Here is a 22,031-nt window from a genome sequence, read left to right as displayed (position 1 = left end):
AGGCGTAAATGGTGCTTTAGTTGCTGCACTGCATCCGTTACAATCGCCCGCATTCAGTAAACACTGGCAGGAGAGTGTTGCACACCGCAAGGTTGCCGCAACCGCCGAAGGCGCAATTCCGCCCGGAAACGCTCAGGCAAAAGGACTGGCAGTACTAGATCTGACTCTGGAGAGCAGTGCGGACGCACTCACCGAAGGGTAGTAACCGGAATAACGACCGGGAATCTCTCAGGTAAACGGACAGAGGGGCGGCAAGCTTAGCGGCTTGCCGCCCTTTTTTTGTGCCTGTTAAACTGGAAGAATCCTAATGCAACGTACTGCACTTTACGCCAAGCACCTTGAATCCGGTGCGAAAATGGTCGATTTCGCGGGCTGGGAAATGCCCATCCACTACGGCTCACAACTGCAAGAACACCACCAAGTCCGCAATGACGCGGGCATGTTTGACGTGTCGCACATGGTCATCCTTGACCTCGTGGGGGCGCAATCCAAAGCCTTTTTGCAATACCTGCTCGCCAATAACGTTGATAAGCTGAAAGAATCCGGCAAAGCCTTGTATAGCTGCATGTTGACCCCCGAAGGCACGGTGATTGACGATTTGATCGTGTATTTCATCACCGAAACCCAATGGCGCATCGTCGTCAATGCAGGCACTCGCGACAAAGACATTGCGTGGATGCAAAAACAAATCGCCGCTTTCGACGCTACCCTGACCGAACGTGACGACCTTTCCATGATCGCCGCACAAGGCCCCAATGCACGCGCTAAAGTGCTGGGTATTATGCCTGCGGATGAAGTGGCTATCGTTGAACCACTGAAAACCTTCTATGGCGCATTCGTCAACGACTGGTTTATTGCCCGCACGGGTTATACTGGCGAAGACGGCTTTGAAATGATGTTCCCCAATGCACAAGCACACAAAGTGTGGGATGCGCTGTTAGCCGCTGGTATCAAACCCATCGGCTTGGGCGCACGCGATACCCTGCGTTTGGAAGCGGGCATGAACCTTTACGGCACAGACATGGACGAAACTACTTCACCATTAGTGTCAGGTTTGGGCTGGACAATCGGCTGGCAGCCGGAAGACCGCGATTTCATCGGACGCAAAGCACTCGAAGCCCAAAAAGCCGCTGGTGTGCCGCAAAAATTCGTCGGGTTGGTGCTGGAAGGCAAGGGCGTATTGCGCAGCCATATGAAAGTGGTGTGTGCTGACGGCGATGGAGAAACCACCAGCGGCACTTTTTCGCCTACACTCGGCGTAGCGATTGCGTTGGCGCGTGTGCCAGCAAGCTGCGGTGAGACTTGCGAGGTCGATATTCGTGGCAAATTGCATCCCGCAAAAGTGGTGAAGCCGGTTTTCGCCCGCAATGGCAAATCTGTTTTAAATTAAGTTTTTAGGAGTTATTTATGAGCAATGTTCCATCCGATTTGAAATACACCAAATCCCACGAATGGGTACGTGACAACGGCGACGGCACTGTTACTGTCGGCATTACTGACCATGCGCAAGAGTTGCTGGGTGACTTGGTACACGTTGATTTGCCGGAAGTTGGCACTGAATTCGGTGCAGAAGACGGTTGTGCGGTAGCGGAATCGGTCAAAGCAGCTTCCGATATTTACGCGCCTGTTCCCGGTGTGATTATCGAGAGCAACGAAGCGGTGCAAGATTCGCCGGAGTTGATCAATTCTGACCCTTACGGCGACGGCTGGCTGTTCGTAATGCGTGTGGATGACGAAGACGCGCTGGGCGAATTGATGGATGCAGACGCATACAAAGCGGAATGTGACGAGTAATTAAAGGCAGATACCGAATGACAACTTTGTACGAACTTGAACAACACGACGATTTTATTGCCCGCCACATTGGCCCCAACGCGGCGGATACTGCGGCAATGCTGCAAACCGTGGGTGCGGAATCGCTGGATGCGCTGATTGACAGCACTGTGCCTGCGAGCATTCGCCTGCCAGCACCGTTGGCAATTGACGGCAGCCGTTCCGAAGCCGAAACGCTGGCGTATCTGAAGCAACTGGCGCGGCAAAATGTTGTTGCCAAGTCGTACATCGGCATGGGCTATTACGATACGGTCGTGCCGCCGGTTATTTTGCGTAATGTGCTGGAAAACCCCGGTTGGTACACCGCGTATACGCCGTACCAGCCGGAAATTTCCCAAGGGCGGCTGGAAGGCTTGCTCAATTACCAGCAAATGGTCACGGATTTGACGGGCATGGACATTGCCAATGCCTCGTTGTTGGATGAAGCGACGGCGGCAGCGGAAGCAATGACGCTGTGCAAGCGTTCCAACAAGCTCAAATCGGATAAATTTTTTGTGGGTGCGGACGTGCATCCGCAAACTATCGACGTGCTGAAAACCCGTGCGGAACACTTCGGCTTTGAATTGGTGATCGGCAACCCGTATAGCGAGTTGGCGGGGCAGGAAGTGTTTGGTGTGTTGCTGCAATACCCTAGCACCACGGGCGAAGTCGTTGATATTGAAGCATTGATCAAGCAGGCGCACGCGCAAAAAGCGTTGGTGTGCGTGGCTTCTGATTTAATGGCGTTGGTGATGTTGAAAGCACCAGGGGACATGGGCGCGGATGTGGTGGTCGGCAACTCGCAGCGTTTCGGCGTGCCAATGGGTTTCGGTGGGCCTCATGCGGCGTTTTTTGCGGTGAAGGATGCGTTCAAGCGCACCATGCCGGGGCGCGTGATCGGGGTTTCGATTGATAGTCATGGCAAGCAGGCGTTGCGGATGGCGATGCAGACCCGTGAGCAGCATATTCGTCGTGAGAAGGCAACTTCCAATATTTGTACGGCGCAGGCGTTGCTGGCGAATATGGCGGGATTTTATGCTGTGTATCATGGTGCGGCAGGGCTGAAGACGATTGCGGGGCGGATTCATCGGCTGACGAATATTCTGGCGAAGGGCTTGCAGCAGAAGGGTGTCCAACTGTTGAATGACACTTGGTTTGATACGGTGACTGTCAATTTAGGCGGGCAGTCTGGAGACATTCAACAGCGGGCAGTGAATGCCGGAGTGAACCTGCGTTGGGGTAACGATGGGCAGGATAATGGTGACGGTGACGGTGTTGTAGAGACGCAAAATTTTGCGTCTCTACGGGTGGGTGTTGGTGTCGGTGTCGGGATTAGTATTGACGAGCGCAAAACCCGTGCGGACATTGCTGAGCTGTTCGATGTGCTGCTGGGCGCAGGGCATGGGTTGGATGTGGATGCGCTGGACGCTGCGGTTGTGGCAGAAGGTTTCAGCGGGATTCCATCTGGCTACCAGCGGACTAGCGAGTTTCTGACGCATCCGGTGTTTAATTCACATCATTCGGAATCGGAGATGTTGCGTTACCTCAAGCGCTTGGAGAATAAGGATTTCTCGCTGGCGCATGGGATGATTCCGCTGGGTTCTTGCACCATGAAGTTGAATGCGACCACGGAAATGATTCCGGTGACGTGGAACGAATTTGCCAATATTCACCCGTTTGCGCCGCAGGAGCAGACCGTGGGTTATCGCGCCATGATCAAGGAATTGGAGGATTGGTTGGTGGAAATCACTGGCTATGATGCGATTTCGATGCAGCCGAATTCGGGGGCGCAGGGCGAATACGCGGGGTTGGTGGCGATCCGCCGCTATCAGGCGAGTATTGGGCAGGGGCATCGGGATGTGTGTTTGATTCCGAGTTCGGCGCATGGCACGAATCCGGCTTCGGCGGCGATGGTGAGCCTGAAGGTGGTGGTGGTCGAGTGCGACGCGAACGGTAACGTGGATGTGGCGGATTTGCGTGCCAAGGCGGAAAAACACGCGGCGAATTTGTCGTGCTTGATGGTGACTTATCCGTCTACGCACGGGGTGTTTGAGCAGGACATCGTGGAAATTTGCGACATCGTGCATCAGTTCGGTGGGCAGGTGTACATGGATGGCGCGAACATGAACGCGCAAGTGGGCTTGTCGAAACCGGGCAAGATGGGGTCGGATGTGTCGCATTTGAACTTGCACAAGACCTTTGCGATTCCGCACGGCGGCGGTGGCCCTGGCATGGGGCCGATTGGGGTGAAGGCGCATTTGGCTCCGTTTTTGTCCAGCCATGCGGTGACTCCGCCGGATGGGATTGCGCTGGGGAATAGTGCGGTGTCGGCAGCACCTTATGGGAGTGGGGCGATCCTGCCGATTTCGTGGGCGTACATCAAGTTGATGGGGGCGGCGGGGTTGCAGCGGGCGACGGAGATGGCGATTTTGAACGCCAATTACATCATGCAACGCTTGGCTGAGCATTATCCGGTGCTGTTCCGGGGGGCGAATGGGCGGGTGGCGCATGAGTGCATTATCGACATTCGTCCGTTGAAGGCGGCTTCGGGGGTTGATGAGTCGGACATCGCTAAACGCTTGATGGATTACGGTTTCCACGCGCCTACCATGTCGTTTCCGGTGGCGGGGACGCTGATGATTGAGCCGACCGAATCCGAGCCGAAAGAGGAGCTTGACCGTTTTTGCGATGCGATGATTGCGATTCGGGAAGAGATTCGCAAGGTGCAGGAGGGCGTGTGGCCTGCGGACAATAATCCGCTGGTGAATGCGCCGCATACGCTGGATGATTTGGTGAATGCTTGGGAACGCCCTTACAGCCAGACCGAGGCGGTGTTCCCGCAGGGTGTCAGCCCGACGGCGAAGTATTGGCCTACCGTGAACCGGATTGATAATGTGTATGGGGATCGGAATTTGGTGTGTTCTTGTCCGAGTGTGGATAGTTACCGTTAAGCAGAAATAATTGCTTCGTGATTCCTTGTTGGCGACGATTATGTGTGTCAATAAGGAATCACGACAATAATGGAAAACCCCAAACGTACTAATTACATCCTCGTTGATTTTGAAAATACTCAAGTCGTGGATTTATCACTGATTACAGGCAAGCCTGTGAAAGTCATCCTACTGATTGGTGAGAAGCAAAAACATCTACCTGTCGTGCTTGTGAAGCAATTACTTGTTCATGCTGATCAAGTAAGCATTATCGAATCCACTTGTGTGGGGAGAAATGCGCTGGATTTCATTCTTGCTTACCACGTCGGGCAATTAGTGCAACAAAATCCGACTGGTTATTTTCACATCGTTTCTAAAGATAAGGGCTTCGATCCGTTGATTGCCCATTTGAAGCAGCAGAAGGTGTTAGCTTCCCGTCAGGATGAGTTTGCTAAAATTCCTTTGTTGGTTAATCAACCGATCTTGCCACAGCCTGTTAAGACAACAGCTTTACCTGTCTTGACGCAGGTTGCCATACCTAGCCAGTCCGAACAGCCTTCGCCTGATAAAATAGCGTTGCTTACAGAGCATTTCATGAAACGTAATGTTTCACGTCCATTAACACGTGGCAGTTTGATGTCGGATATTCATGCTAGATTTGCCCAAAAGCTAACTCACAATGAGGTGACTGCTTTGGTGAAACAATTGGAGCAGCTCAAGCTCATCAAGATCAATGCGGATAATAAAGTGAGTTATTTCATGCATGTAGTACATTCAGCCGAATTGATTACGTCAGGATAAAAATTGGGGATGTATTCCGATCCCTACTGATGCTGTAAACTTCGTGATGTTACCGTATGAAAAAGGTGTTTAGCATGATTTCTGATGATTTGGGAAAGGTACTACACGACAAAGCTACTCGCGGCATGACTTTATCCACTGAGGAGCAGGTACAGTTGCAAACTTGGTACGACGAACAGGATGCAGAGGAAGCGGCGATGTATGCCGCTGTTTCAGAAGTAACAGGTGTTGCCAGACTTCAGGCGCAGATTGATGCGACGTTGACACAACTGATGAGCATGACCCGCCGTATTCAAGAGGTAATGCTCGAAAACAAGGCATTGCGTCAGGAAATCGAAGGCTTGCGCCGCCAACTGATCGCTTCTATTCCGCTGTAAAAAGCCGTATGACCATAACGGCAGATATTCGCCAGCAAGTACGCCAACGGGCAAAGTTACAAATAGTTCACAACCGATAATCCTCCAACGCATCCCGCTCCTGCTGCGAACACCACCAAAACCTACCCGCTTCCGGCTTTTTCAGCACCGATTCCAACACATCCAACACCTCTTCCCCAGCATCCAGCCGCTTTTCTTCCTCACGCACGAAGAGTGCCGCAAATTTACCAGACATATCCTCACCCGCCCGCAACCGCCGTGCATGGTCAATAACCGACAAGCTGCGATTAATGCAACCGCGCAAGCGGGCTTTTTCATCCTGAGCGTTGCGCAAAAATTCAATCCAGCGCAGCGTGATGCGGGCAGTATCGCCCCACAAGTCTTTCAATTCACAGACGGGGCGTTCGATGGCTTCACGTTCCCATGCGCCATCCATCACCTCGTATTCGGTGAAAATGCCATGCACCAGTACCACAAACACCGTGTAGCGGGCAGCAATCTTGTCATCCTCATAGGCATGTCTACCGTCGGCATCCAGTTCTACCGCGTCGAAATAAATGCCAATGCCGCCCGGCGCACCGCAAACCGCATCACCGGGGTGATAACGCCCCAGCATGTTTTCAAAGCGTTTGGTTTGCAACTCAATGTCGCGGTCGTTGATTTTGACCATCAGTGAATCAAACATACCCATGCATTAATCCTTCTGGCAATGTAGATACTGCAAGCATAGGGCATCTACGCAGGCGTTGAATGGACTAACTATCGTCAGGTATGGAAAATCTCAAATATACTGATTACATTCTGTTTTTTATTAAGCATTAGTTAATGTTAGTGATTGGCTGTTGTAACTTGTGTAAGTATTAGTGTACAATCATCAATGTCATCTAAACTTATCATTGCGAGAAGATAAGCCATGAGTACTGTAGTAGTAACACCTGCCAATAGTAAAACAGATGCTTCTGTTCGTTGTCCTTATTGTGAAAGTACCATAGTATTTTTCCGACATCGTGCATGGTGGCAAAAACTTGTTCACCCTAACAAAAAACTTTGTTATTGCCATGACTGTGAGAAAAAATTCTGGAGAGAAGCTTCTTAATTGATTAATAAAAATTTCGATTGTTGAGAACATTGTTGGGAGTGCCCCCAACACTCCCAAGGTTTTAATTATCTCAATTTAACCACACCCGCAAACACCGACTCACTTCCGCTATCTCTTCCGCAAACACGTTATGCCCCAGCGGATATTCCGAATACTGTGGCGCATACCCGTGCTCACGCAGCCAGCGATACGCCTTGTGCGCCAGTAAATCCGGCACAATCGTGTCCTGCTTGCCGTGGAAAATGTGGATCGGTAATTGCGCATTCGCTGCATTCAGCGCAACCGTATCGGTCGTAGCAAAATACGTTGACAGTGCCAGCAAGCCCGCCAGCGGTTTGGGGTAGCTCAGTGCGACCTGATACGCTACCGCGCCGCCTTGCGAAAAGCCCGCAATCACAATGCGTTCGCTGGGAATGCCGCGTGCGATTTCGCGCTCAATCAGCTTGCCCACTTCGCGGGCGGAGGTTTGCAATTGCACCACATCCACCTTGCGGTCGAGGTCGATTTCCAAAATGTCATACCAAGCGGGCATCACATAACCGCCGTTGACAGTCACGGGCAACTCCGGCGCGTGTGGAAAAATAAACCGAACCCCGTGGTCGGGCGGCAAACCCAGTTCGGGAATGATCGGCACAAAATCGTGTCCATCCGCGCCCAAACCGTGCAGCCAGATGACCGCAGCAGTGGCGGGGGAAGTCGGTTCAATTTCAACAGCCGGTAAACACTGTGTCTCCCATTGCTGTAATTCGGTGCGGTAAATGTCCCACACGCAGGGGTCACAGCCGCTTTCGCAGCATTCGTTGGGGGCGGGTGGTTGCGGCTTGGCGGTAAGGGGCGCTGTTGGCATAGAAGATTCTCCTGATTTCATCAGCGCAACATAGCAATTTGACAGGGGCTGGGCTAGTTTCTTCTGTGGAGTTTGATTCTTAAGCAGCTTTCTGGGTTTTTGGGCTGGTGTTTTCCAGCGCATCAAACAAGCCGTCGATGATGTTCCCTTCGACTCCGCTCAGGGAGCGATTCTTCTCCGTTGGCTGAGCGGAGCCGAAGCCAACTTCAGAACCAGCCGCAGCCTGTAACGCCGCCAACAGTTGCACCCGCGTTTGAAACAGGCGTGAACCTAATGAAGCACTCGTCCCCGCTTCAATGCCTTGCGGTTTTTCTGGTACACCGAGCGGTGCGCTTCGTCGATAATAATCAGGTCGAAATAGCCCACTCCGAAACGCGCCTCGCCACTCTTGCCTTGGGTTTCGTTAATCAGCCCCATCATGGTGGGGTAGGTGCAAACGTACACGTGCCCTTCGGTATCTTTTTCTGTGACCAGATTGACCGGGCTGGAATCGGGTAAGTGCTTTTTGAAGGCATTCGCAGTCTGTTTCACCAGTGATACGCGGTCTGCCAGAAACAGCACACGTTTAATCCAGTTGGCACGTTGTAACGCATCGACCAACGCAATCGCGGTGCGGGTTTTGCCCGTGCCGGTTGCCATGACCAGCAAGGCTTTACGGCGTGACTGGGAAAATTGTTTGCAGATGCTGCCGATGCTGCGCCACTAGACAAAAATCCCGCCGCATTGCATCCTATCTCTCATGATTATCAGCCACAAAATCCGTCTTGACCCAACAATAAGCAAGCCACGTACTTGGCGAAAGCCGCAGGTACAGCACGGTTTGCTTACAACTGGGCGTTAGCGGAATGGCAAACCCAGTACGCGGCATGGAAAGAAGACAACACCCAGCCCAAACCCAACCAAATGAGTTTGCGTCGCCAATTGAACGCCATCAAACGCGAACAATTCCCGTGGATGCTCGAAGTCACCAAAAACGCCCCACAAATGGCGATTATCCAACTCGGTGCAGCCTTCAAGAACTTTTTTGCCGGACGCGCCAGCTACCCGCAGTTCAAAAAGAAAGGCAAAAGCCGCGACAGCTTCACCCTCACCAACGATCAGTTTGCTATCGACGCTTGCCGCATCCGCATTCCCAACCTTGGGTTAGTACGGATGCGGGAAACGTTACGCTTTTTCGGCAAAATTCTTTCTGCCACGATTTCCCGCACCGCTGACCAGTGGTTCGCCAGCATCACCGTGGATACGAATCAAAACCATCTCCCGCCTCCTGAAAACCAAGGCGCAGTGGGTGTGGATTTGGGCGTATCCGCACTGGCCACGCTGTCAACGGGGGAAAAAGTAGTTGGTGCGAAGCCGCATAAAGCCTTGCTTTCGCACCTAAAACGGCTCTCGCTCAGCTTGTCACGCAAAGTCAATGGCAGTGCCAACCGCCACAAGGCAAAACAAAAACTGGCAAAACTTCACGCACGTATCGCCAATATCCGCCAAGACAATTTGCACCAACTCACTACGGATTTAACCCGCCGTTTTCACACCATCGGCATTGAAGACTTGAACGTGTCGGGCATGGTGAAAAATCGCCGTTTATCCCGTGCTATCAGTGACATGGGATTCTTCGAGTTCCGACGGCAACTGGAATACAAGGCGGGAATGCGTGGGGCGGTGGTCGTGGTGGCTGATCGGTTTTTTGCTTCCAGCAAGACTTGTTCTGTCCCTGGCTGTGGGCATAAAGTGGACAAGCTACCGCTGTCGGTACGCGAATGGACTTGCCCCGTGTGTGGCGCAGTTCATGACCGTGACGTAAATGCTGCCAAGAATTTGCAAGAGTATGTTTCGGCTACGCTCAGCAACCACGCCGTGAGTTCCACGGTGTCTGCCTGTGGAGGGGAAGGCGCTGGTCTTGGGCGTAAGCCGAAGGCGAAACCAGCCCCAATGAAGCAGGAATTTAACCGCAAACTTGACCTTGGTTAAGTTTGTATAAGTTTAAAGGAACGGTTTGCAGCTCTTGATTGAGTGCATCGGCGGCTTGCTGTTGTTTGAGGGCTTTTTCACTTTCGGTGGCAAGCTGTTTTTCCAGTGCTTCGAGTTGCTTGCGTGGCACAACTGCGTCGGGGGAAAGGGGGCGCGGGACGAGTGCATCATCCCAGTCAATGGCCGGGGGCAGGGGGCGCGTGTAGTTGCGGGTAAGCCAGTAGGCGATATGGTGCAACTCTTTGACCATTTGCAGCGCGTCGAGTTGGCGCACGGGCGCGGGGCTATGCACGGCTTGGTGCCAATGCGTTGGATGGCTTTGGCTTTATGGAAGAGTTGCTGCGGAATGAGGTTTTGAAAATCCGGCTCGTGTAACAGGCTATTGAGCGAGTGGTCGTAGGGCATCCGCAGGGTGTTGTCGTAGCGGTACAGCCAATGCACAGCAGCTTCGAGGGCGAAACGCGCATGGAAACAGGCGGCGCGTGGGTCGCCGTGGATGTGGCTTTCGGCTTTTTGGGCTGCATGTTTGAGTTCCTGAAACTGATTCGGCAGAAAGGCGAAGTTGCTCATGTGATAGCCCTATTACAGCAAGCAAAATGAATGATGGGCAGATAATACCACTTATTCGCCTAGATGAAAGATTGAGCTTGGCTTCGGTGTGTGTTGGCTTCGGCTACGCTCAGCCAACGGGTCGTGCCACTTTCGTTCCCTGAGCGGAGTCGAAGGGAACATTGCGTTATCTTCGCTTGTGTTACAATCTTGGTATCAGATAGCAGGAGTACGAAGTATGACACTGGAAAACGTTCGTTACCTTTACGGCAGGGTGAGTATTGACCCTGATGTGTGCAATGGCAAGCCAACCATCCGTGGCAAACGGATTACGGTACATACCATATTGGACTATTTGGGTGCTGGAGAAAGCGTCAGCGAGATTTTGCGTCAGCATCCATCCTTGGAAGCTGATGATATTCCCGCGTGCCTTGCGTTTGCCAGCCGCTTGATGGATCAGCGTTATACCCTGCGAAAGATTGCCTGAGTGATGAAAAAGTACCTTATTGACGTGAATCTACCCCGTTATTTCTCACTGTGGGCGGGTGAAGAGTACGAACACGTTGTCAACATTGATGATGAAATGAAAGACAGTGAAATATGGGAATACGCCAAACAACATAATTTGGTGATTGTTACCAAAGATGCTGATTTCTCAGATCTTATCTTGCTGAATGACCCACCGCCCCGAATCATCCATATCAGGACGGGCAATATGAAAATGCGTGAGTTTCATCAGCATCTTAGCCAGTTATGGGATCAGGTGTGTCTGTTGAGCGAGACTTATAAACTGGTTCAGGTTTATAACGACAGGGTAGAGGGGCTGGGGTAACGATTCTTAGCGGCATTGATATTCAGCAGGTACGACAATATGAGTGATAACACATTAATCATTAGTATCGGTGATATGGACGATGACTTTGCCGATGTGATTAACGTTTGGGAAAGTGGTGCAGCCGCTGTTCCTTTGAACCGTCTGACGTTTGAATCCATGACGGGCTTTTTGTCATTCCTCACCCCCAAACGTTGGGAATTGGTGACAGTATTGCGCAAACACGGGCATATCAGCATCAAAAAGCTTTCCGAAATTCTCAAGCGTGACTATAAAAATACGCATACGGACGTAAAAGCCATGCAGGAAATCAGTCTGATTGAAAAAGATGACAGTGATCTGGTGTATGTACCTTGAGACGATCTGGACATCAAGCTGAATCTGAAACAGGCGGCGTGATTGACCTGCCTGAAGAAACCCCACCTAACCTCCGCTTATCAGGGGAGGAACAAGAAACGGCGGTATCTCTTCGCTCCCCGCCGTCCCACACGCCGGGTCACAAATCGCATCTTGTGGAGTAGGCGCGGTCATATCCACCATCAGCTTGATAATATGGCGCGGCGTGCGGAACTGCCCGTTTTGCCCCGCACTGGCAATCTTGCCCAACATGTATTCGTACAAATCACCCTTGGTATCCGCATCACTCATATCAATGCTATCAAGCTGATCCACCACGTTCGACAACACACGCGGCGACGGCATCGTGAACATCGCATCCTTCATGTGTTGGCTGTAAGTGTTTTGCGTGGCTTCCGCATCCGCCGTGTTCTGCCCCAGCGTTTTGATGAAAGGAAACACCTGATCGCGCACGTTGGCGAACATCACATCAGCATTCATGTCTTTGAAACGCGACCAGCGCAACGCGGCTTGTTCCTCACTGAAAATCGGATTTTCCAGCGGCTTGTGGGTACGGTTTGCCTGTTTTTCCTTGAGGGTGTGCAACTCATCCAACCGCTTGATAAACAGCAGATAGGTAAGCTGTTCAATCACCACCAGCGGGTTGGAAATACCGTCCGACCACATCGTGTCCCAGATTTTGTCGATTTTGGATTTGAGTTCGCCCGTGATCATAGGGTAAGCATCCTTGTTGGCCTGTGCCGAAATGAAGAGAGGGTGCGAATTATAGCGTGTTCCCTTCGGCTACGCTCATTGAACGTGTCTCGCTGCTCTCTGAATAGTTCTTGTTCTTGCCTTTATCAGATGCTTCGCGTGTAATCAAATGTTACAGTCTATATTTTTGAAATCAGCAGAGTTGGCAGATAATGCTTATTTACTTGGACACCTGTTGCTTGCAGCGACCATTGGATGACCGTACTCAACCGCGTATCAATGTCGAGGCTGAAGCGATTTTGACAATATTGGGTTTGGTTGAAAAACAGTACTTGAAGCTCGCCGGATCTGAGGCACTGGATTTCGAAATTTCGCGAATTTCTGATGCCAATCGAAAAAGTCGCATTGAAGAAATGTTACGCCTTACCTGCCAGCAAATTACTGTTAATGATGAAATTCAGCAATCTGCCCGTGTCTTCATGACACAAGGAATCAAACCTATGGATGCGTTGCATTTGGCTTCTGCCATCAGTGCAGGTGTTGATTATTTCTGCACTACGGATGACAATTTTTTGAAAAAAGCCAAAGTTGCTAATAGCGGTAATACAAAAGTTACATCGCCACTGGAACTGATTACTGAGGTCGCACGATGAATTTAAATACGCACACCATTGCTGAAATTAACCAAAAAGCCACCCATATCCTATTTCAACAGCTAGGGGTGGTTGATGCTTTCAAGTTTCTGAATCAGTTCAGCTTAGGCCACGGGGACTATACGCAGGAAAGAAAGCAGTGGGTTGATAGCCTAAGTCTCGAAGACATTATGGCTGGAATCCAAGAGCAGCGAAACGCTCGCTGAAAAACGCTGTCCCCCTCTGCCGCTTGGCGGGAGAGGGGGCTAGGGGGTGAGGGTCTTCCTACCCGATCACACCCTTCTCACGCAACAACGCCTCAATCTCCGGCATAATCGTCACGTCATCAATGGTGGAAGGCACCACATACGGCTGCCCATTCACCATCTGCCGCAAGCTCTTACGCAAGGTTTTGCCCGAACGGGTTTTCGGCAAACGTTTGACGATGTGGGTTTCTTTGTAGCAAGCAATCGCACCAATGCTGCTGCGGATCATCTGGGTCAGCTCCTTCGACAAGGTTTCCTCGTCGATGTCCGCACCCGTTTTCAGCACGACCAGACCCATTGGCACTTGCCCTTTCAGGTCATCATCGCGTGCAATAACCGCGCACTCGGCAACAGACGGATGCCCGCCCACGACTTCTTCCATCTCGCCGGTAGACAGACGATGCCCCGCCACGTTCATCACGTCATCCACGCGCCCCATGACGAATACATAGCCGTCTTCGTCGATGTAACCGCCGTCACCGCTGGCATAATAACCATCAAAGGTTTGCAGATAGCTGGATTTGAACTTCTCCACATCGCCCCAAATCGTCGCCAAACAGCTCGGTGGTAATGGCAGTTTCAGTGCAATAAAGCCTTGTTCATTTCTGCCCAATACCTGCCCGTTTTCGTCCAGAATCTGCACGTTGAAACCGGGGGTCGGCATGGTGGAAGAACCCAGCTTAACCGGCATTGGCTCAACACCTTGCAGGTTGGCGGTAATGCCCCAACCCGTTTCGGTTTGCCACCAATGGTCAATCACGGGCTTGCCGGTTTTTTCCATCATCCACTCTTGCGTCGGTGGGTCAAGGCGTTCGCCCGCCGAGAAGATGGTCAGCAAACTGTCGATGTTGTATTGCTTGATCAGCTCCGCATTCGGGTCATCTTTCTTGATGGCGCGGAAGGCGGTCGGGGCTGAGAACAAACCTTTCACGCCGTACTCTTCAGTAATGCGCCAGAATGCACCCGCATCCGGTGTCATCACCGGCTTGCCTTCGTACACAATCGTGGTGCAACCACGCAGCAATGGCGCGTACACAATATACGAGTGACCCACCACCCAGCCCACGTCAGACGCAGCCCAGAACACATCGCCGGGATTCATATTGTAAATCGCCTGCATACTGTAGTTCAGTGCGACTGCATGACCGCCATTCTCACGCACCACGCCCTTAGGCTTACCGGTTGTGCCGGAGGTATAAAGAATGTACAGCGGGTCAGTGCCTTTCACCGGAACGCAATCCGCCGGAGTCGCCGTTGCCATCAACGCATCCCACTCGTAGTCACGCCCTGCAATCAGCGGGGAAGTGGCTTGCGGACGTTGGAAAATGATGCAGCTTTGCGGCTTGTGTGCCGACAAATCAATCGCTTTGTCGAGTAACGGTTTGTACTCAATCACGCGCTTGATTTCGATCCCGCAAGAGGCAGAAATCATCACCTTCGGTTGCGCGTCTTCGATCCGCTGTGCCAATTCAGGCGCAGCAAACCCACCAAACACCACGGAATGGATTGCGCCCAAACGTGCGGTTGCCAACATGCTGATGACCGCTTCAGGGATCATTGGCATGTAAATGATTACGCGGTCGCCTTTTTCCACGCCCAAGCCTGCCAACATACCCGCCGCTTTAGCGACTGCATCGCGCAATTCGGTGTAGGTGTAGGTTTTCTTGGTGTCGGTAACAGGCGAGTCATAAATGATCGCGACTTGATCGCCACGTCCGTTTTCAACGTGGTAATCCAACGCCATGTACGCGGTATTCATTTCGCCATCGGCAAACCAATGGAAAATGCCGTGTTCGTCTTGCGACAGGATTTTCTCAGGGGCTTTGAACCACTTCAGTTTGTCGGCTTTCTCTTTCCAGAAACCTTCTGGGTCGTTCATCGAGCGGTCGTATTCTGCTTGGTAACTCATCTTTTCTCTCCTCCGTATGAAGAAACCCCTCACCCCAACCCCTCTCCCTCAAGGGGAGAGGGGCTAAGAGGCTTTTTTCTTGTTCCCCCTCGCCCCTTGAGGGAGAGGGGGCTAGGGGGTGAGGGGTTTCTTCTAAAATTTAAAAACAATCACCGGGAATGCGTACCCAGCCTTCCATCAACACCCGCGCACTGCGGCTCATCACCACTTTTTCCACTTTCCAATCGCCGTTGGTTACGCTAGCGGCTGCGCCAACTTTCAACGTGCCGGAAGGGTGTCCGAAGGTCACGACACTGCGATCACCACCGCCAGCGGCGAGGTTGACCAAGGTGCCGGGAATCGCAGCGGCTGTACCAATAGCAACAGCAGCCGTACCCATCATCGCGTGGTGCAATTTGCCCATCGACAAAGCGCGAACGTTCAAATCAATGTCGGTTGCGTTGATCTGTTTGCCACTGGATGAAACATAAGCTTCGGGCTTGCCAACAAACGCGACTTTAGGCGTGTGCTGACGACCTGCCGCTTCCGCGACATCCGTAATCAAACCCATTTTTACCGCACCGTAAGCGCGGATGGTTTCAAACATCGCCAGCGCTTTGGCATCGCCGTTAATGGCATCTTGCAATTCACAACCGGTGTAACCAATGTCCGCCGCATTCAAAAATACGGTCGGGATTCCGGCATTGATCATGGTGGCTTGGAACGTACCCACACCCGGCACGTCCAGCTCATCCACCAGATTGCCAGTGGGGAACATCGCGTCAGTCGCATCCACCGGGCTGATGAATTCCACCTGTACTTCTGCCGCCGGGAAGGTCACGCCATCCAGCTCGAAATCGCCGGTTTCCTGCACTTCGCCATTGGTCATGGGAACGTTGGCAATAATGGTTTTCTGGATGTTTTTCTGCCAGATGCGTACCACGGCAATGCCGTTTTGCGGTAAGCGTTCGGCATCCACCAAGCCGTTATTGATGGCGAAAGAGCCAACCGCAGCGGTTAAATTGCCGCAGTTACCGCTCCAGTCCACGAACGCCTTGTCGATGGCAACCTGCCCAAACAGGTAATCCACGTCGTGGTCGGGTTGCTCGCTTTTCGCCAGAATCACGGTTTTACTGGTGCTGGAAGTAGCGCCGCCCATGCCATCGGTTTGCTTGCCGTAAGGGTCGGGGCTACCAATGACGCGCAATAGGATTGCGTCACGCGCTGCGCCCGGTACTTGTGCCACTTCCGGCAAGTCGGTCAGGTTGAAAAACACACCCTTGGATGTGCCGCCACGCATATACGTAGCGGGGATTTTGATTTGAGGGACATGGGACATTACGCTGCCGCTCCTTCGAGGAAGTCCTGCGCAAAGCGTTGCAACACACCACCCGCGTTGTACACGCGCACTTCGGCAGCAGTATCCAGACGGCACGTGACAGGAATCCGCACGGTTTCGCCGTTTCTGCGATGCATTACCACGGTTAGCGTTGCACGCGGGGAAATCTCACCTTCCACGTCATAGCTTTCGGTGCCGTCGATGGCGTAAGTCTTGCGCGTTTCGCCAGCCTTGAACTCCAGCGGCAGCACGCCCATACCGACCAGATTGGTACGGTGGATGCGCTCGAAGCCTTCCGCCACGATGGCTTCGACACCTGCCAACCGCACGCCCTTGGCAGCCCAGTCACGGCTTGAACCTTGACCGTAGTCCGCGCCCGCCACAATTATCAGCGGTTGTTTGCGTTCCATGTAGGTTTCGATCGCTTCCCACATGCGCATGACTTGACCTTCTGGCTCAACCCGTGCGAGGGAACCTTGTTTGACCTGACCATCCACCACGGCCATTTCATTAATCAGCTTGGGGTTGGCGAAAGTAGCACGTTGTGCCGTCAGGTGGTCGCCACGGTGAGTTGCGTAAGAGTTGAAGTCTTCTTCCGGCAAGCCCATTTTGTGGAGGTATTCACCCGCCGCACTGTTCATCATGATCGCGTTGGAAGGCGACAAGTGGTCAGTGGTGATATTGTCGGGCAATACAGCCAGCGGCAGCATCCCTTTCAGGGTGCGCTCACCTGCCAATGCGCCTTCCCAATACGGCGGGCGGCGGATGTAGGTGGACATGGGACGCCAGTCATACAGCGGGCTTTTCGCCTGTTCGATCACGCCCAAATCAAACATCGGAATATAGATTTGCTTGAACTGTTCCGGTTTAACGGAAGCGGCAACGATTGCGTCGATTTCTTCGTCAGCAGGCCAGATGTCTTTCAGCGTGATCGGGTTGCCATCTTTGTCAGTACCCAACACATCTTTTTCGATGTCGAAACGGATTGTTCCGGCAATTGCGTAAGCCACCACAAGCGGCGGGGACGCGAGGAACGCTTGTTTGGCATACGGGTGGATACGCCCGTCAAAGTTACGGTTGCCCGACAATACAGCGGTCGCGTACAGGTCTCGGTCGATGATTTCTTGCTGGATAACCGGGTCGAGTGCGCCCGACATACCGTTACAGGTAGTGCAAGCAAAGCCGACGATACCGAAACCGAGTTGTTCCAGTTCAGTCAGCAAACCCGCTTCTTTCAGGTACAGCTCGGCAACTTTAGAACCCGGCGCGAACGAGGTTTTCACCCACGGTTTGCGTACCAGACCCAGCTTGTTGGCGTTGCGTGCCAGCAAAGCGGCGGCAACCACATTGCGTGGGTTGGAGGTATTGGTGCAAGACGTAATCGCGGCAATGATTACCGCGCCATCCGGCATTTTGCCTTCTGCTTCTTCGGCTTGTGCTGCTGCCAGATTCACCGCAATACCACGTTCAGCCAAGTCAGACGTTGGCAAACGGCGGTGTGGGTTGGAAGGGCCTGCCATATTGCGCACTACGCTAGATAGGTCGAATTCCAGTACACGCGGGTATTTTGCGTTCACCAGTGCGTCTGCCCACAGCCCTGTGGTCTTGGCGTAGTTTTCAACCAGTGCGACTTGCTCCGGTTCACGCCCAGTCAGTTTCAGGTAGTCGATGGTTTGTTCGTCGATGTAGAACATGCCCGCCGACGCGCCGAATTCCGGCGTCATATTGGAAATGGTGGCACGGTCGCCGATGGTGAGGTTTTTCGCGCCTTCGCCGAAGAATTCCAGCCAAGCGGATACCACACGTTCTTTGCGCAGGAATTCGGTGATCGCCAGCACGATGTCGGTGGCGGTGATACCGGGTTGACGTTTGCCGGTCAGTTTCACGCCGATAATGTCTGGCAGACGCATCATGGAGGGCAGACCCAGCATGACGGTTTCAGCTTCCAAACCGCCGACACCGATGGCGATAACGCCGAGTGCATCAACGTGTGGGGTGTGCGAGTCGGTGCCTACGCAGGTGTCAGGGAAGGCAACACCTTCACGCGCTTGAATCACCGGAGACATTTTCTCCAAGTTGATCTGGTGCATGATGCCATTGCCTGCGGGGATTACGTCCACGTTTTTGAACGCGGTCTTCGTCCATTCGATGAAGTGGAAACGGTCTTCGTTACGACGGTCTTCGATGGCGCGGTTTTTGGCGAATGCATCGGGGTCGAAACCGCCGCATTCGACTGCCAGTGAGTGGTCGACGATTAATTGCGTTGGCACGACAGGGTTTACTTTTGCAGGATCGCCGCCTTGGTCAGCAATCGCGTCACGCAAGCCTGCAAGGTCTACCAGTGCGGTTTGACCGAGGATGTCGTGGCAGACGACGCGGGCGGGATACCAAGGGAAATCCAGATCCTGTTTGCCTTCAATCAATTGCTTGAGCGAGTCAGTCAGCATGTCTGATTCGCAACGGCGTACCAGTTGTTCGGCCAATACACGTGAGGTATACGGCAATGTTTCATAGCTGCCGGGCTGGATGGCTTCGATCGCTGCGCGTGTATCGAAGTAGTCCAGTTGTGTGCCGGGTAGCTGTTTACGGTATTGAGTATTCATAATGTCCTGATTTCCTCTTGAGAACGTGTATTTAAGAGGGCGACCAGCCGGTCGCCCCTACAGGGAATGATCGTCGTAGGGGCGACCGGCTGGTCGCCCTCTTGATCGTGATGATTCCCTTACCCACGCTCTGCCAACGGCGCAAATACCAGATTTTCTGGCCCCACGTAATTCGCGCTAGGGCGAATGATCTTGCCGTCTTCACGCTGCTCAATCACGTGCGCACCCCAGCCGGTCACGCGGGAAATGACGAAAATCGGCGTGAACATATCGGTCGGCACGCCCATTTGTCCGTAGGACACCGCCGAGAACCAGTCCAGATTCGGGAACATTTTCTTCAGTTCCCACATGGTACTTTCCAGACGGTCGGCGATGTCGTACATCTTCATGTCGCCGTTTTCTTCTGCCAACTGCTTGGCAACGCGCTTGATGACCACGTTACGCGGGTCGGCAATGGTGTACACCGGATGCCCGAAACCGATGACGATTTCCTTGCGGGCAACCCGTGCGCGGATGTCGGCTTCGGCTTCATCGGCATTGTTGTAGCGGGTCTGGATACGGTAAGCGGCTTCGTTGGCTCCACCGTGTTTCGGGCCACGCAATGCGCCGATTGCGCCGGTAACAGCGGAATACATATCGGAATTCGTGCCCGCAATCACCCGTGCGGCGAAGGTGGAGGCGTTGAATTCGTGTTCGGCATACAGGATTAGCGAGGTGTGCATGGCACGTACCCACGACTCACTCGGCGTTTCACCGTGCAGCAAGTGCAGGAAATGCCCGCCGACGGTTTCATCATCGGTTTCCACTTCAATCACCTTGCCGTTGATGGCGTAGTGATACCAGTACAGCAGCATGGAACCGAAGCTGGCAATCATGCGGTCGATGATATTGCGGGCATCTGCGGCTGGCATGTCCTCCTTTTCCGGCATACAGGCACCGAGCACGGAACAGCCGGTGCGCATCACATCCATCGGGTGGGTGGAGGGTGGCAGGGCTTCGAGTGCTTGCTTGACGGGCATCGGCAGGCCGCGCAGCGATTTCAGCTTGCGCTTGTACGCTTTCAGCTCAGATGCATTCGGTAGTTTGCCATGCACGATCAGGTGGGCAATTTCTTCAAACTCGGCCTGTTCGGCGAAGTCGAGAATGTCGTAGCCACGGTAGTGCAGGTCGTTACCTGTGCGGCCTACGGTACAGATAGCGGTATTGCCAGCAGCCGTGCCGGAGAGGGCGACGGATTTTTTAGGCTTAGGTAATGTTTGTTCTGACATGGGTACTCCTCTTACTCTGCGCCTTTCTCGGCAAACAATTGATCCAGTTTCTGCTCGAAAGCGTGGTAGCCGATGGTGTCGTACAGTTCCATACGGGTTTGCATGGTGTCGATCACGTTCTGTTGCGAACCGTCTTGCAGCAGGTGGGTGTAAACGTTTTCAGCCGCTTTGCACATGGCGCGGAAGGCGCTCAGTGGGTACAGCACCAGTTGCACGCCAACCGCAGACAGTTCAGCCGTGGTGTACAGCGGGGTTGCGCCGAATTCGGTGATATTCGCCAGTACGGGTACTTTAATGACACTGGTGAATTCTGCGTACTGTTCCAGCTTGTTCATGGCTTCGGGGAAGATCATGTCTGCACCGGCTTCCACGCAAGCCATCGCGCGGTCGATAGCGGATTGCATCCCTTCCACCGCGAGTGCATCGGTACGTGCCATGATCACGAAGCTGGCATCGGTACGCGCATCCACGGCGGATTTCACCCGATCGACCATTTCTTGCAGCGAAACAATCGCTTTGTTAGGGCGATGACCGCAACGCTTTTGCATTACTTGGTCTTCGATGTGGAAACCGGCAACGCCCGCTTGGATCATTTCGCGAGTGGCGCGGGCAATGTTGAATGTGCCGCCCCAGCCAGTATCAATGTCAACCAGCAGCGGTGTGGAGGTAACGGCGGTGATGCGTTTGGCATCTTCCAGCACGTCGTGCAGGGTGGTAATGCCAAGGTCGGGAATGCCTAATGAGGAAGCAGCGACACCACCGCCGGACAGGTACAGGGCTTTGTGCCCAACCTTTTCCGCAATGATGGCACTGTTGGCAGTGACTGCCCCGACGACTTGCAGGGGAGCATTGTCTTTAACGGCTTGACGCAGTTTTTGACCGGGAGTAAGTGATTGTTTTGCTGTCATGTTCCTCATCCATCATTTGACTAATACTTTTCCATGCGCCGCTGATATGGCGACGCATGAGAATTTCCGCCAATTCGCCGTCACGCGCAGTGAGCGCATCGACGATGTGGCGGTGCTGTTGCAAAGCAGGGCGAATGCGCGCGGAAAGTCGGCTGGTGCGGTAACGGCACATGCGCAACAATTGGTACAACTCGCCTGCTAGCAGGTCGATCAACATCTGGTTACGGCTACCCAGCGCGATCTGGTAATGAAAGTCGAAATCGCCTTCGCTTTGGACATAAATTTGTCCATCGGTGGCTTCAATTTGCTCGGCGTGTTTTTCGAGCAATAGCCGCAGTGTGTCAATTTCTGCATCCGTCATGCGTAACGCAGCGGTGCGGCACGCCATGCCTTCGAGGGCTTCACGCACGGCGTACAAATCCGCCATCATGTCGCGGTCGAGCGTCACAACGCGTGCGCCTGCATGTGGAATGCGTTTAACTAAGCGCATTCCTTCGAGTTGGCGTAAGGCTTCGCGCAAAGGGCCGCGCCCGATGCCATAGCGTTCTGCCAAATCGGCTTCGTTCAGTTTTTGTCCTTGGATGAGTTCACCCGTGATAATGGCTTGCGTCAAACGCGTTGAAGCCACATCTGCCAGTGTCCCTTCCGGTGTGTGTAGTGCTAACATGGTGCTATTCTCGATGATTGTTGACAATCTTTTTGCAAATAATAACATTATAGGCGAAAAAGTGAAGTTTTTATTTACTATTGTAGACAAAACAGCGGGTGCTGTGGTGGTTGATGAGGAAATGACCGTCAAGCGGTAAGTTTTGACATAACACCCTCGGAACAGTGATAAAATGGCGCTGGTCGTCTTACT

The 22,031-nt window shown here is 53.0% G+C and carries 24 protein-coding genes, 1 pseudogene and 1 riboswitch; of the genes and pseudogenes, 12 read left to right on the top strand and 13 right to left on the bottom strand.

Going from position 1 to position 22,031, the window contains the following annotated elements; translation table 11 throughout:
- Positions 1–57: 57 nt before the first annotated feature.
- Positions 58–158, top strand: a riboswitch (glycine riboswitch).
- A 149-nt stretch (positions 159–307) separates the two neighbouring features.
- The 5 genes from gcvT (at position 308) to HMY34_RS00780 (ending at position 5,920) form a co-directional block, all read left to right on the top strand.
- Positions 308–1,390: a glycine cleavage system aminomethyltransferase GcvT gene (gcvT, locus tag HMY34_RS00800; RefSeq protein ID WP_202717275.1), complete on the top strand. Its 1,083-nt coding sequence runs from the start codon at positions 308–310 to the stop codon at positions 1,388–1,390.
- 17 nt (positions 1,391–1,407) lie between these two features.
- Positions 1,408–1,794, top strand: coding sequence for a glycine cleavage system protein GcvH (gcvH, locus tag HMY34_RS00795; protein ID WP_202717274.1), 387 nt, complete (start codon positions 1,408–1,410; stop codon positions 1,792–1,794).
- Between the two features lie 17 nt (positions 1,795–1,811).
- A complete protein-coding gene (gcvP, locus tag HMY34_RS00790; RefSeq protein WP_202717273.1) occupies positions 1,812–4,763 on the top strand; it encodes an aminomethyl-transferring glycine dehydrogenase in 2,952 nt (983 codons plus the stop codon).
- Between the two features lie 69 nt (positions 4,764–4,832).
- On the top strand, positions 4,833–5,543 hold the full coding sequence (locus tag HMY34_RS00785) for a PIN domain-containing protein (protein WP_202717272.1): 711 nt from the start codon (positions 4,833–4,835) through the stop codon (positions 5,541–5,543).
- A 74-nt stretch (positions 5,544–5,617) separates the two neighbouring features.
- Entirely contained in the window at positions 5,618–5,920 is a 303-nt protein-coding gene (locus HMY34_RS00780) for a hypothetical protein (protein WP_202717271.1), read from the top strand.
- 67 nt (positions 5,921–5,987) lie between these two features.
- Here the strand turns inward: HMY34_RS00780 and HMY34_RS00775 are convergent, their stop codons facing one another.
- From HMY34_RS00775 to HMY34_RS00760, 4 genes are all read right to left on the bottom strand, one after another.
- Positions 5,988–6,611: a hypothetical protein gene (locus tag HMY34_RS00775; protein ID WP_202717270.1), complete on the bottom strand. Its 624-nt coding sequence runs from the start codon at positions 6,609–6,611 to the stop codon at positions 5,988–5,990.
- A gap of 478 nt (positions 6,612–7,089) precedes the next feature.
- Positions 7,090–7,866 carry an oxidoreductase-like domain-containing protein gene (locus tag HMY34_RS00770; RefSeq protein WP_202717269.1) on the bottom strand — a complete coding sequence of 259 codons (777 nt, stop codon included), beginning with the start codon at positions 7,864–7,866 and terminating at the stop codon, positions 7,090–7,092.
- Between the two features lie 79 nt (positions 7,867–7,945).
- Positions 7,946–8,104: a hypothetical protein gene (locus HMY34_RS00765; RefSeq protein ID WP_202717268.1), complete on the bottom strand. Its 159-nt coding sequence runs from the start codon at positions 8,102–8,104 to the stop codon at positions 7,946–7,948.
- A 32-nt stretch (positions 8,105–8,136) separates the two neighbouring features.
- Positions 8,137–8,550, bottom strand: coding sequence for a DEAD/DEAH box helicase family protein (locus tag HMY34_RS00760; protein ID WP_228288067.1), 414 nt, complete (start codon positions 8,548–8,550; stop codon positions 8,137–8,139).
- A 108-nt stretch (positions 8,551–8,658) separates the two neighbouring features.
- On the opposite strand from HMY34_RS00760, the gene HMY34_RS00755 reads away from it, so the two are divergent.
- The gene (locus HMY34_RS00755; RefSeq protein ID WP_202717267.1) at positions 8,659–9,837 is read left to right on the top strand and encodes an RNA-guided endonuclease InsQ/TnpB family protein; all 1,179 of its coding nucleotides are present in this window, start codon (positions 8,659–8,661) and stop codon (positions 9,835–9,837) included.
- On the opposite strand, the gene HMY34_RS20095 is transcribed toward HMY34_RS00755, so the two are convergent.
- Positions 9,812–10,129 carry a hypothetical protein gene (locus tag HMY34_RS20095; RefSeq protein ID WP_228288069.1) on the bottom strand — a complete coding sequence of 106 codons (318 nt, stop codon included), beginning with the start codon at positions 10,127–10,129 and terminating at the stop codon, positions 9,812–9,814. The genes HMY34_RS00755 and HMY34_RS20095 overlap by 26 nt on opposite strands.
- A 68-nt stretch (positions 10,130–10,197) precedes the next feature.
- A pseudogene (locus tag HMY34_RS20090) lies at positions 10,198–10,335 on the bottom strand (hypothetical protein); the annotation flags it as partial.
- Between HMY34_RS20090 and HMY34_RS20085 the strand changes: the two are divergent.
- From HMY34_RS20085 to HMY34_RS00735, 4 genes are all read left to right on the top strand, one after another.
- Positions 10,273–10,437 carry a hypothetical protein gene (locus HMY34_RS20085; RefSeq protein ID WP_228288068.1) on the top strand — a complete coding sequence of 55 codons (165 nt, stop codon included), beginning with the start codon at positions 10,273–10,275 and terminating at the stop codon, positions 10,435–10,437. The pseudogene HMY34_RS20090 and the gene HMY34_RS20085 sit on opposite strands and share 63 nt — an antisense overlap.
- A 187-nt stretch (positions 10,438–10,624) precedes the next feature.
- Entirely contained in the window at positions 10,625–10,873 is a 249-nt protein-coding gene (locus HMY34_RS00745) for a DUF433 domain-containing protein (RefSeq protein ID WP_202717265.1), read from the top strand.
- A gap of 3 nt (positions 10,874–10,876) precedes the next feature.
- Complete coding sequence (locus HMY34_RS00740) at positions 10,877–11,218, top strand: DUF5615 family PIN-like protein (protein ID WP_202717264.1); 342 nt, start codon at positions 10,877–10,879, stop codon at positions 11,216–11,218.
- A gap of 39 nt (positions 11,219–11,257) precedes the next feature.
- Complete coding sequence (locus HMY34_RS00735; RefSeq protein WP_202717263.1) at positions 11,258–11,575, top strand: HVO_A0114 family putative DNA-binding protein; 318 nt, start codon at positions 11,258–11,260, stop codon at positions 11,573–11,575.
- 66 nt (positions 11,576–11,641) lie between these two features.
- Here the strand turns inward: HMY34_RS00735 and HMY34_RS00730 are convergent, their stop codons facing one another.
- On the bottom strand, positions 11,642–12,289 hold the full coding sequence (locus HMY34_RS00730; protein WP_202717262.1) for a type I restriction-modification system subunit M N-terminal domain-containing protein: 648 nt from the start codon (positions 12,287–12,289) through the stop codon (positions 11,642–11,644).
- 191 nt (positions 12,290–12,480) lie between these two features.
- On the opposite strand from HMY34_RS00730, the gene HMY34_RS00725 reads away from it, so the two are divergent.
- Positions 12,481–12,921 (top strand): PIN domain-containing protein, encoded by a 441-nt coding sequence (locus HMY34_RS00725; protein ID WP_228287943.1) that lies wholly within the window; start codon positions 12,481–12,483, stop codon positions 12,919–12,921.
- Between the two features lie 264 nt (positions 12,922–13,185).
- Here the strand turns inward: HMY34_RS00725 and HMY34_RS00720 are convergent, their stop codons facing one another.
- The 6 genes from HMY34_RS00720 to HMY34_RS00695 form a co-directional block, all read right to left on the bottom strand.
- Complete coding sequence (locus HMY34_RS00720) at positions 13,186–15,075, bottom strand: propionyl-CoA synthetase (protein ID WP_202717260.1); 1,890 nt, start codon at positions 15,073–15,075, stop codon at positions 13,186–13,188.
- Positions 15,076–15,214: 139 nt separating this feature from the next.
- Positions 15,215–16,393 (bottom strand): 2-methylaconitate cis-trans isomerase PrpF, encoded by a 1,179-nt coding sequence (gene prpF, locus HMY34_RS00715; RefSeq protein ID WP_202717259.1) that lies wholly within the window; start codon positions 16,391–16,393, stop codon positions 15,215–15,217.
- Positions 16,393–18,996 carry a Fe/S-dependent 2-methylisocitrate dehydratase AcnD gene (acnD, locus tag HMY34_RS00710; protein WP_202717258.1) on the bottom strand — a complete coding sequence of 868 codons (2,604 nt, stop codon included), beginning with the start codon at positions 18,994–18,996 and terminating at the stop codon, positions 16,393–16,395. The genes prpF and acnD overlap by 1 nt, the downstream gene beginning before the upstream one ends.
- A gap of 119 nt (positions 18,997–19,115) precedes the next feature.
- Positions 19,116–20,264 carry a bifunctional 2-methylcitrate synthase/citrate synthase gene (prpC, locus tag HMY34_RS00705; protein ID WP_202717257.1) on the bottom strand — a complete coding sequence of 383 codons (1,149 nt, stop codon included), beginning with the start codon at positions 20,262–20,264 and terminating at the stop codon, positions 19,116–19,118.
- Positions 20,265–20,275: 11 nt separating this feature from the next.
- Positions 20,276–21,172 (bottom strand): methylisocitrate lyase, encoded by an 897-nt coding sequence (gene prpB, locus HMY34_RS00700; protein WP_202717256.1) that lies wholly within the window; start codon positions 21,170–21,172, stop codon positions 20,276–20,278.
- Entirely contained in the window at positions 21,120–21,839 is a 720-nt protein-coding gene (locus HMY34_RS00695) for a GntR family transcriptional regulator (protein ID WP_202717255.1), read from the bottom strand. The genes prpB and HMY34_RS00695 overlap by 53 nt, the downstream gene beginning before the upstream one ends.
- Before the next feature lie 13 nt (positions 21,840–21,852).
- Here HMY34_RS00695 and HMY34_RS20310 point away from each other — a divergent pair, with 13 nt between their 5' ends.
- A complete protein-coding gene (locus HMY34_RS20310) occupies positions 21,853–21,978 on the top strand; it encodes a hypothetical protein (RefSeq protein WP_266096942.1) in 126 nt (41 codons plus the stop codon).
- The last annotated feature ends 53 nt before the right edge of the window (positions 21,979–22,031 follow it).

This window comes from Thiothrix subterranea (assembly GCF_016772315.1).
Lineage (GTDB): Bacteria > Pseudomonadota > Gammaproteobacteria > Thiotrichales > Thiotrichaceae > Thiothrix > Thiothrix subterranea.
The sequence above is the reverse complement of the archived record's forward strand: the minus strand, read 5'-3'. Positions and strand labels throughout refer to the sequence as shown.

Bases quoted from the DNA above. Each gene is read 5' to 3' on its own strand.
- HMY34_RS00695 (WP_202717255.1), bottom strand. From the start codon at position 21,839: ATGTTAGCACTACACACACCGGAAGGGACACTGGCAGATGTGGCTTCA.
- HMY34_RS00780 (WP_202717271.1), top strand. From the start codon at position 5,618: ATGATTTCTGATGATTTGGGAAAGGTACTACACGACAAAGCTACTCGC.
- HMY34_RS00735 (WP_202717263.1), top strand. From the start codon at position 11,258: ATGAGTGATAACACATTAATCATTAGTATCGGTGATATGGACGATGAC.
- HMY34_RS00785 (WP_202717272.1), top strand. From the start codon at position 4,833: ATGGAAAACCCCAAACGTACTAATTACATCCTCGTTGATTTTGAAAAT.
- gcvH (WP_202717274.1), top strand. From the start codon at position 1,408: ATGAGCAATGTTCCATCCGATTTGAAATACACCAAATCCCACGAATGG.
- prpC (WP_202717257.1), bottom strand. From the start codon at position 20,264: ATGTCAGAACAAACATTACCTAAGCCTAAAAAATCCGTCGCCCTCTCC.
- gcvT (WP_202717275.1), top strand. From the start codon at position 308: ATGCAACGTACTGCACTTTACGCCAAGCACCTTGAATCCGGTGCGAAA.
- HMY34_RS00720 (WP_202717260.1), bottom strand. From the start codon at position 15,075: ATGAGTTACCAAGCAGAATACGACCGCTCGATGAACGACCCAGAAGGT.
- HMY34_RS20310 (WP_266096942.1), top strand. From the start codon at position 21,853: ATGATTGTTGACAATCTTTTTGCAAATAATAACATTATAGGCGAAAAA.
- acnD (WP_202717258.1), bottom strand. From the start codon at position 18,996: ATGAATACTCAATACCGTAAACAGCTACCCGGCACACAACTGGACTAC.
- HMY34_RS00745 (WP_202717265.1), top strand. From the start codon at position 10,625: ATGACACTGGAAAACGTTCGTTACCTTTACGGCAGGGTGAGTATTGAC.
- HMY34_RS00770 (WP_202717269.1), bottom strand. From the start codon at position 7,866: ATGCCAACAGCGCCCCTTACCGCCAAGCCGCAACCACCCGCCCCCAAC.
- HMY34_RS00775 (WP_202717270.1), bottom strand. From the start codon at position 6,611: ATGGGTATGTTTGATTCACTGATGGTCAAAATCAACGACCGCGACATT.
- prpF (WP_202717259.1), bottom strand. From the start codon at position 16,393: ATGTCCCATGTCCCTCAAATCAAAATCCCCGCTACGTATATGCGTGGC.
- gcvP (WP_202717273.1), top strand. From the start codon at position 1,812: ATGACAACTTTGTACGAACTTGAACAACACGACGATTTTATTGCCCGC.
- HMY34_RS00730 (WP_202717262.1), bottom strand. From the start codon at position 12,289: ATGATCACGGGCGAACTCAAATCCAAAATCGACAAAATCTGGGACACG.
- HMY34_RS00740 (WP_202717264.1), top strand. From the start codon at position 10,877: ATGAAAAAGTACCTTATTGACGTGAATCTACCCCGTTATTTCTCACTG.
- prpB (WP_202717256.1), bottom strand. From the start codon at position 21,172: ATGACAGCAAAACAATCACTTACTCCCGGTCAAAAACTGCGTCAAGCC.
- HMY34_RS00725 (WP_228287943.1), top strand. From the start codon at position 12,481: ATGCTTATTTACTTGGACACCTGTTGCTTGCAGCGACCATTGGATGAC.
- HMY34_RS20085 (WP_228288068.1), top strand. From the start codon at position 10,273: ATGCACAGCAGCTTCGAGGGCGAAACGCGCATGGAAACAGGCGGCGCG.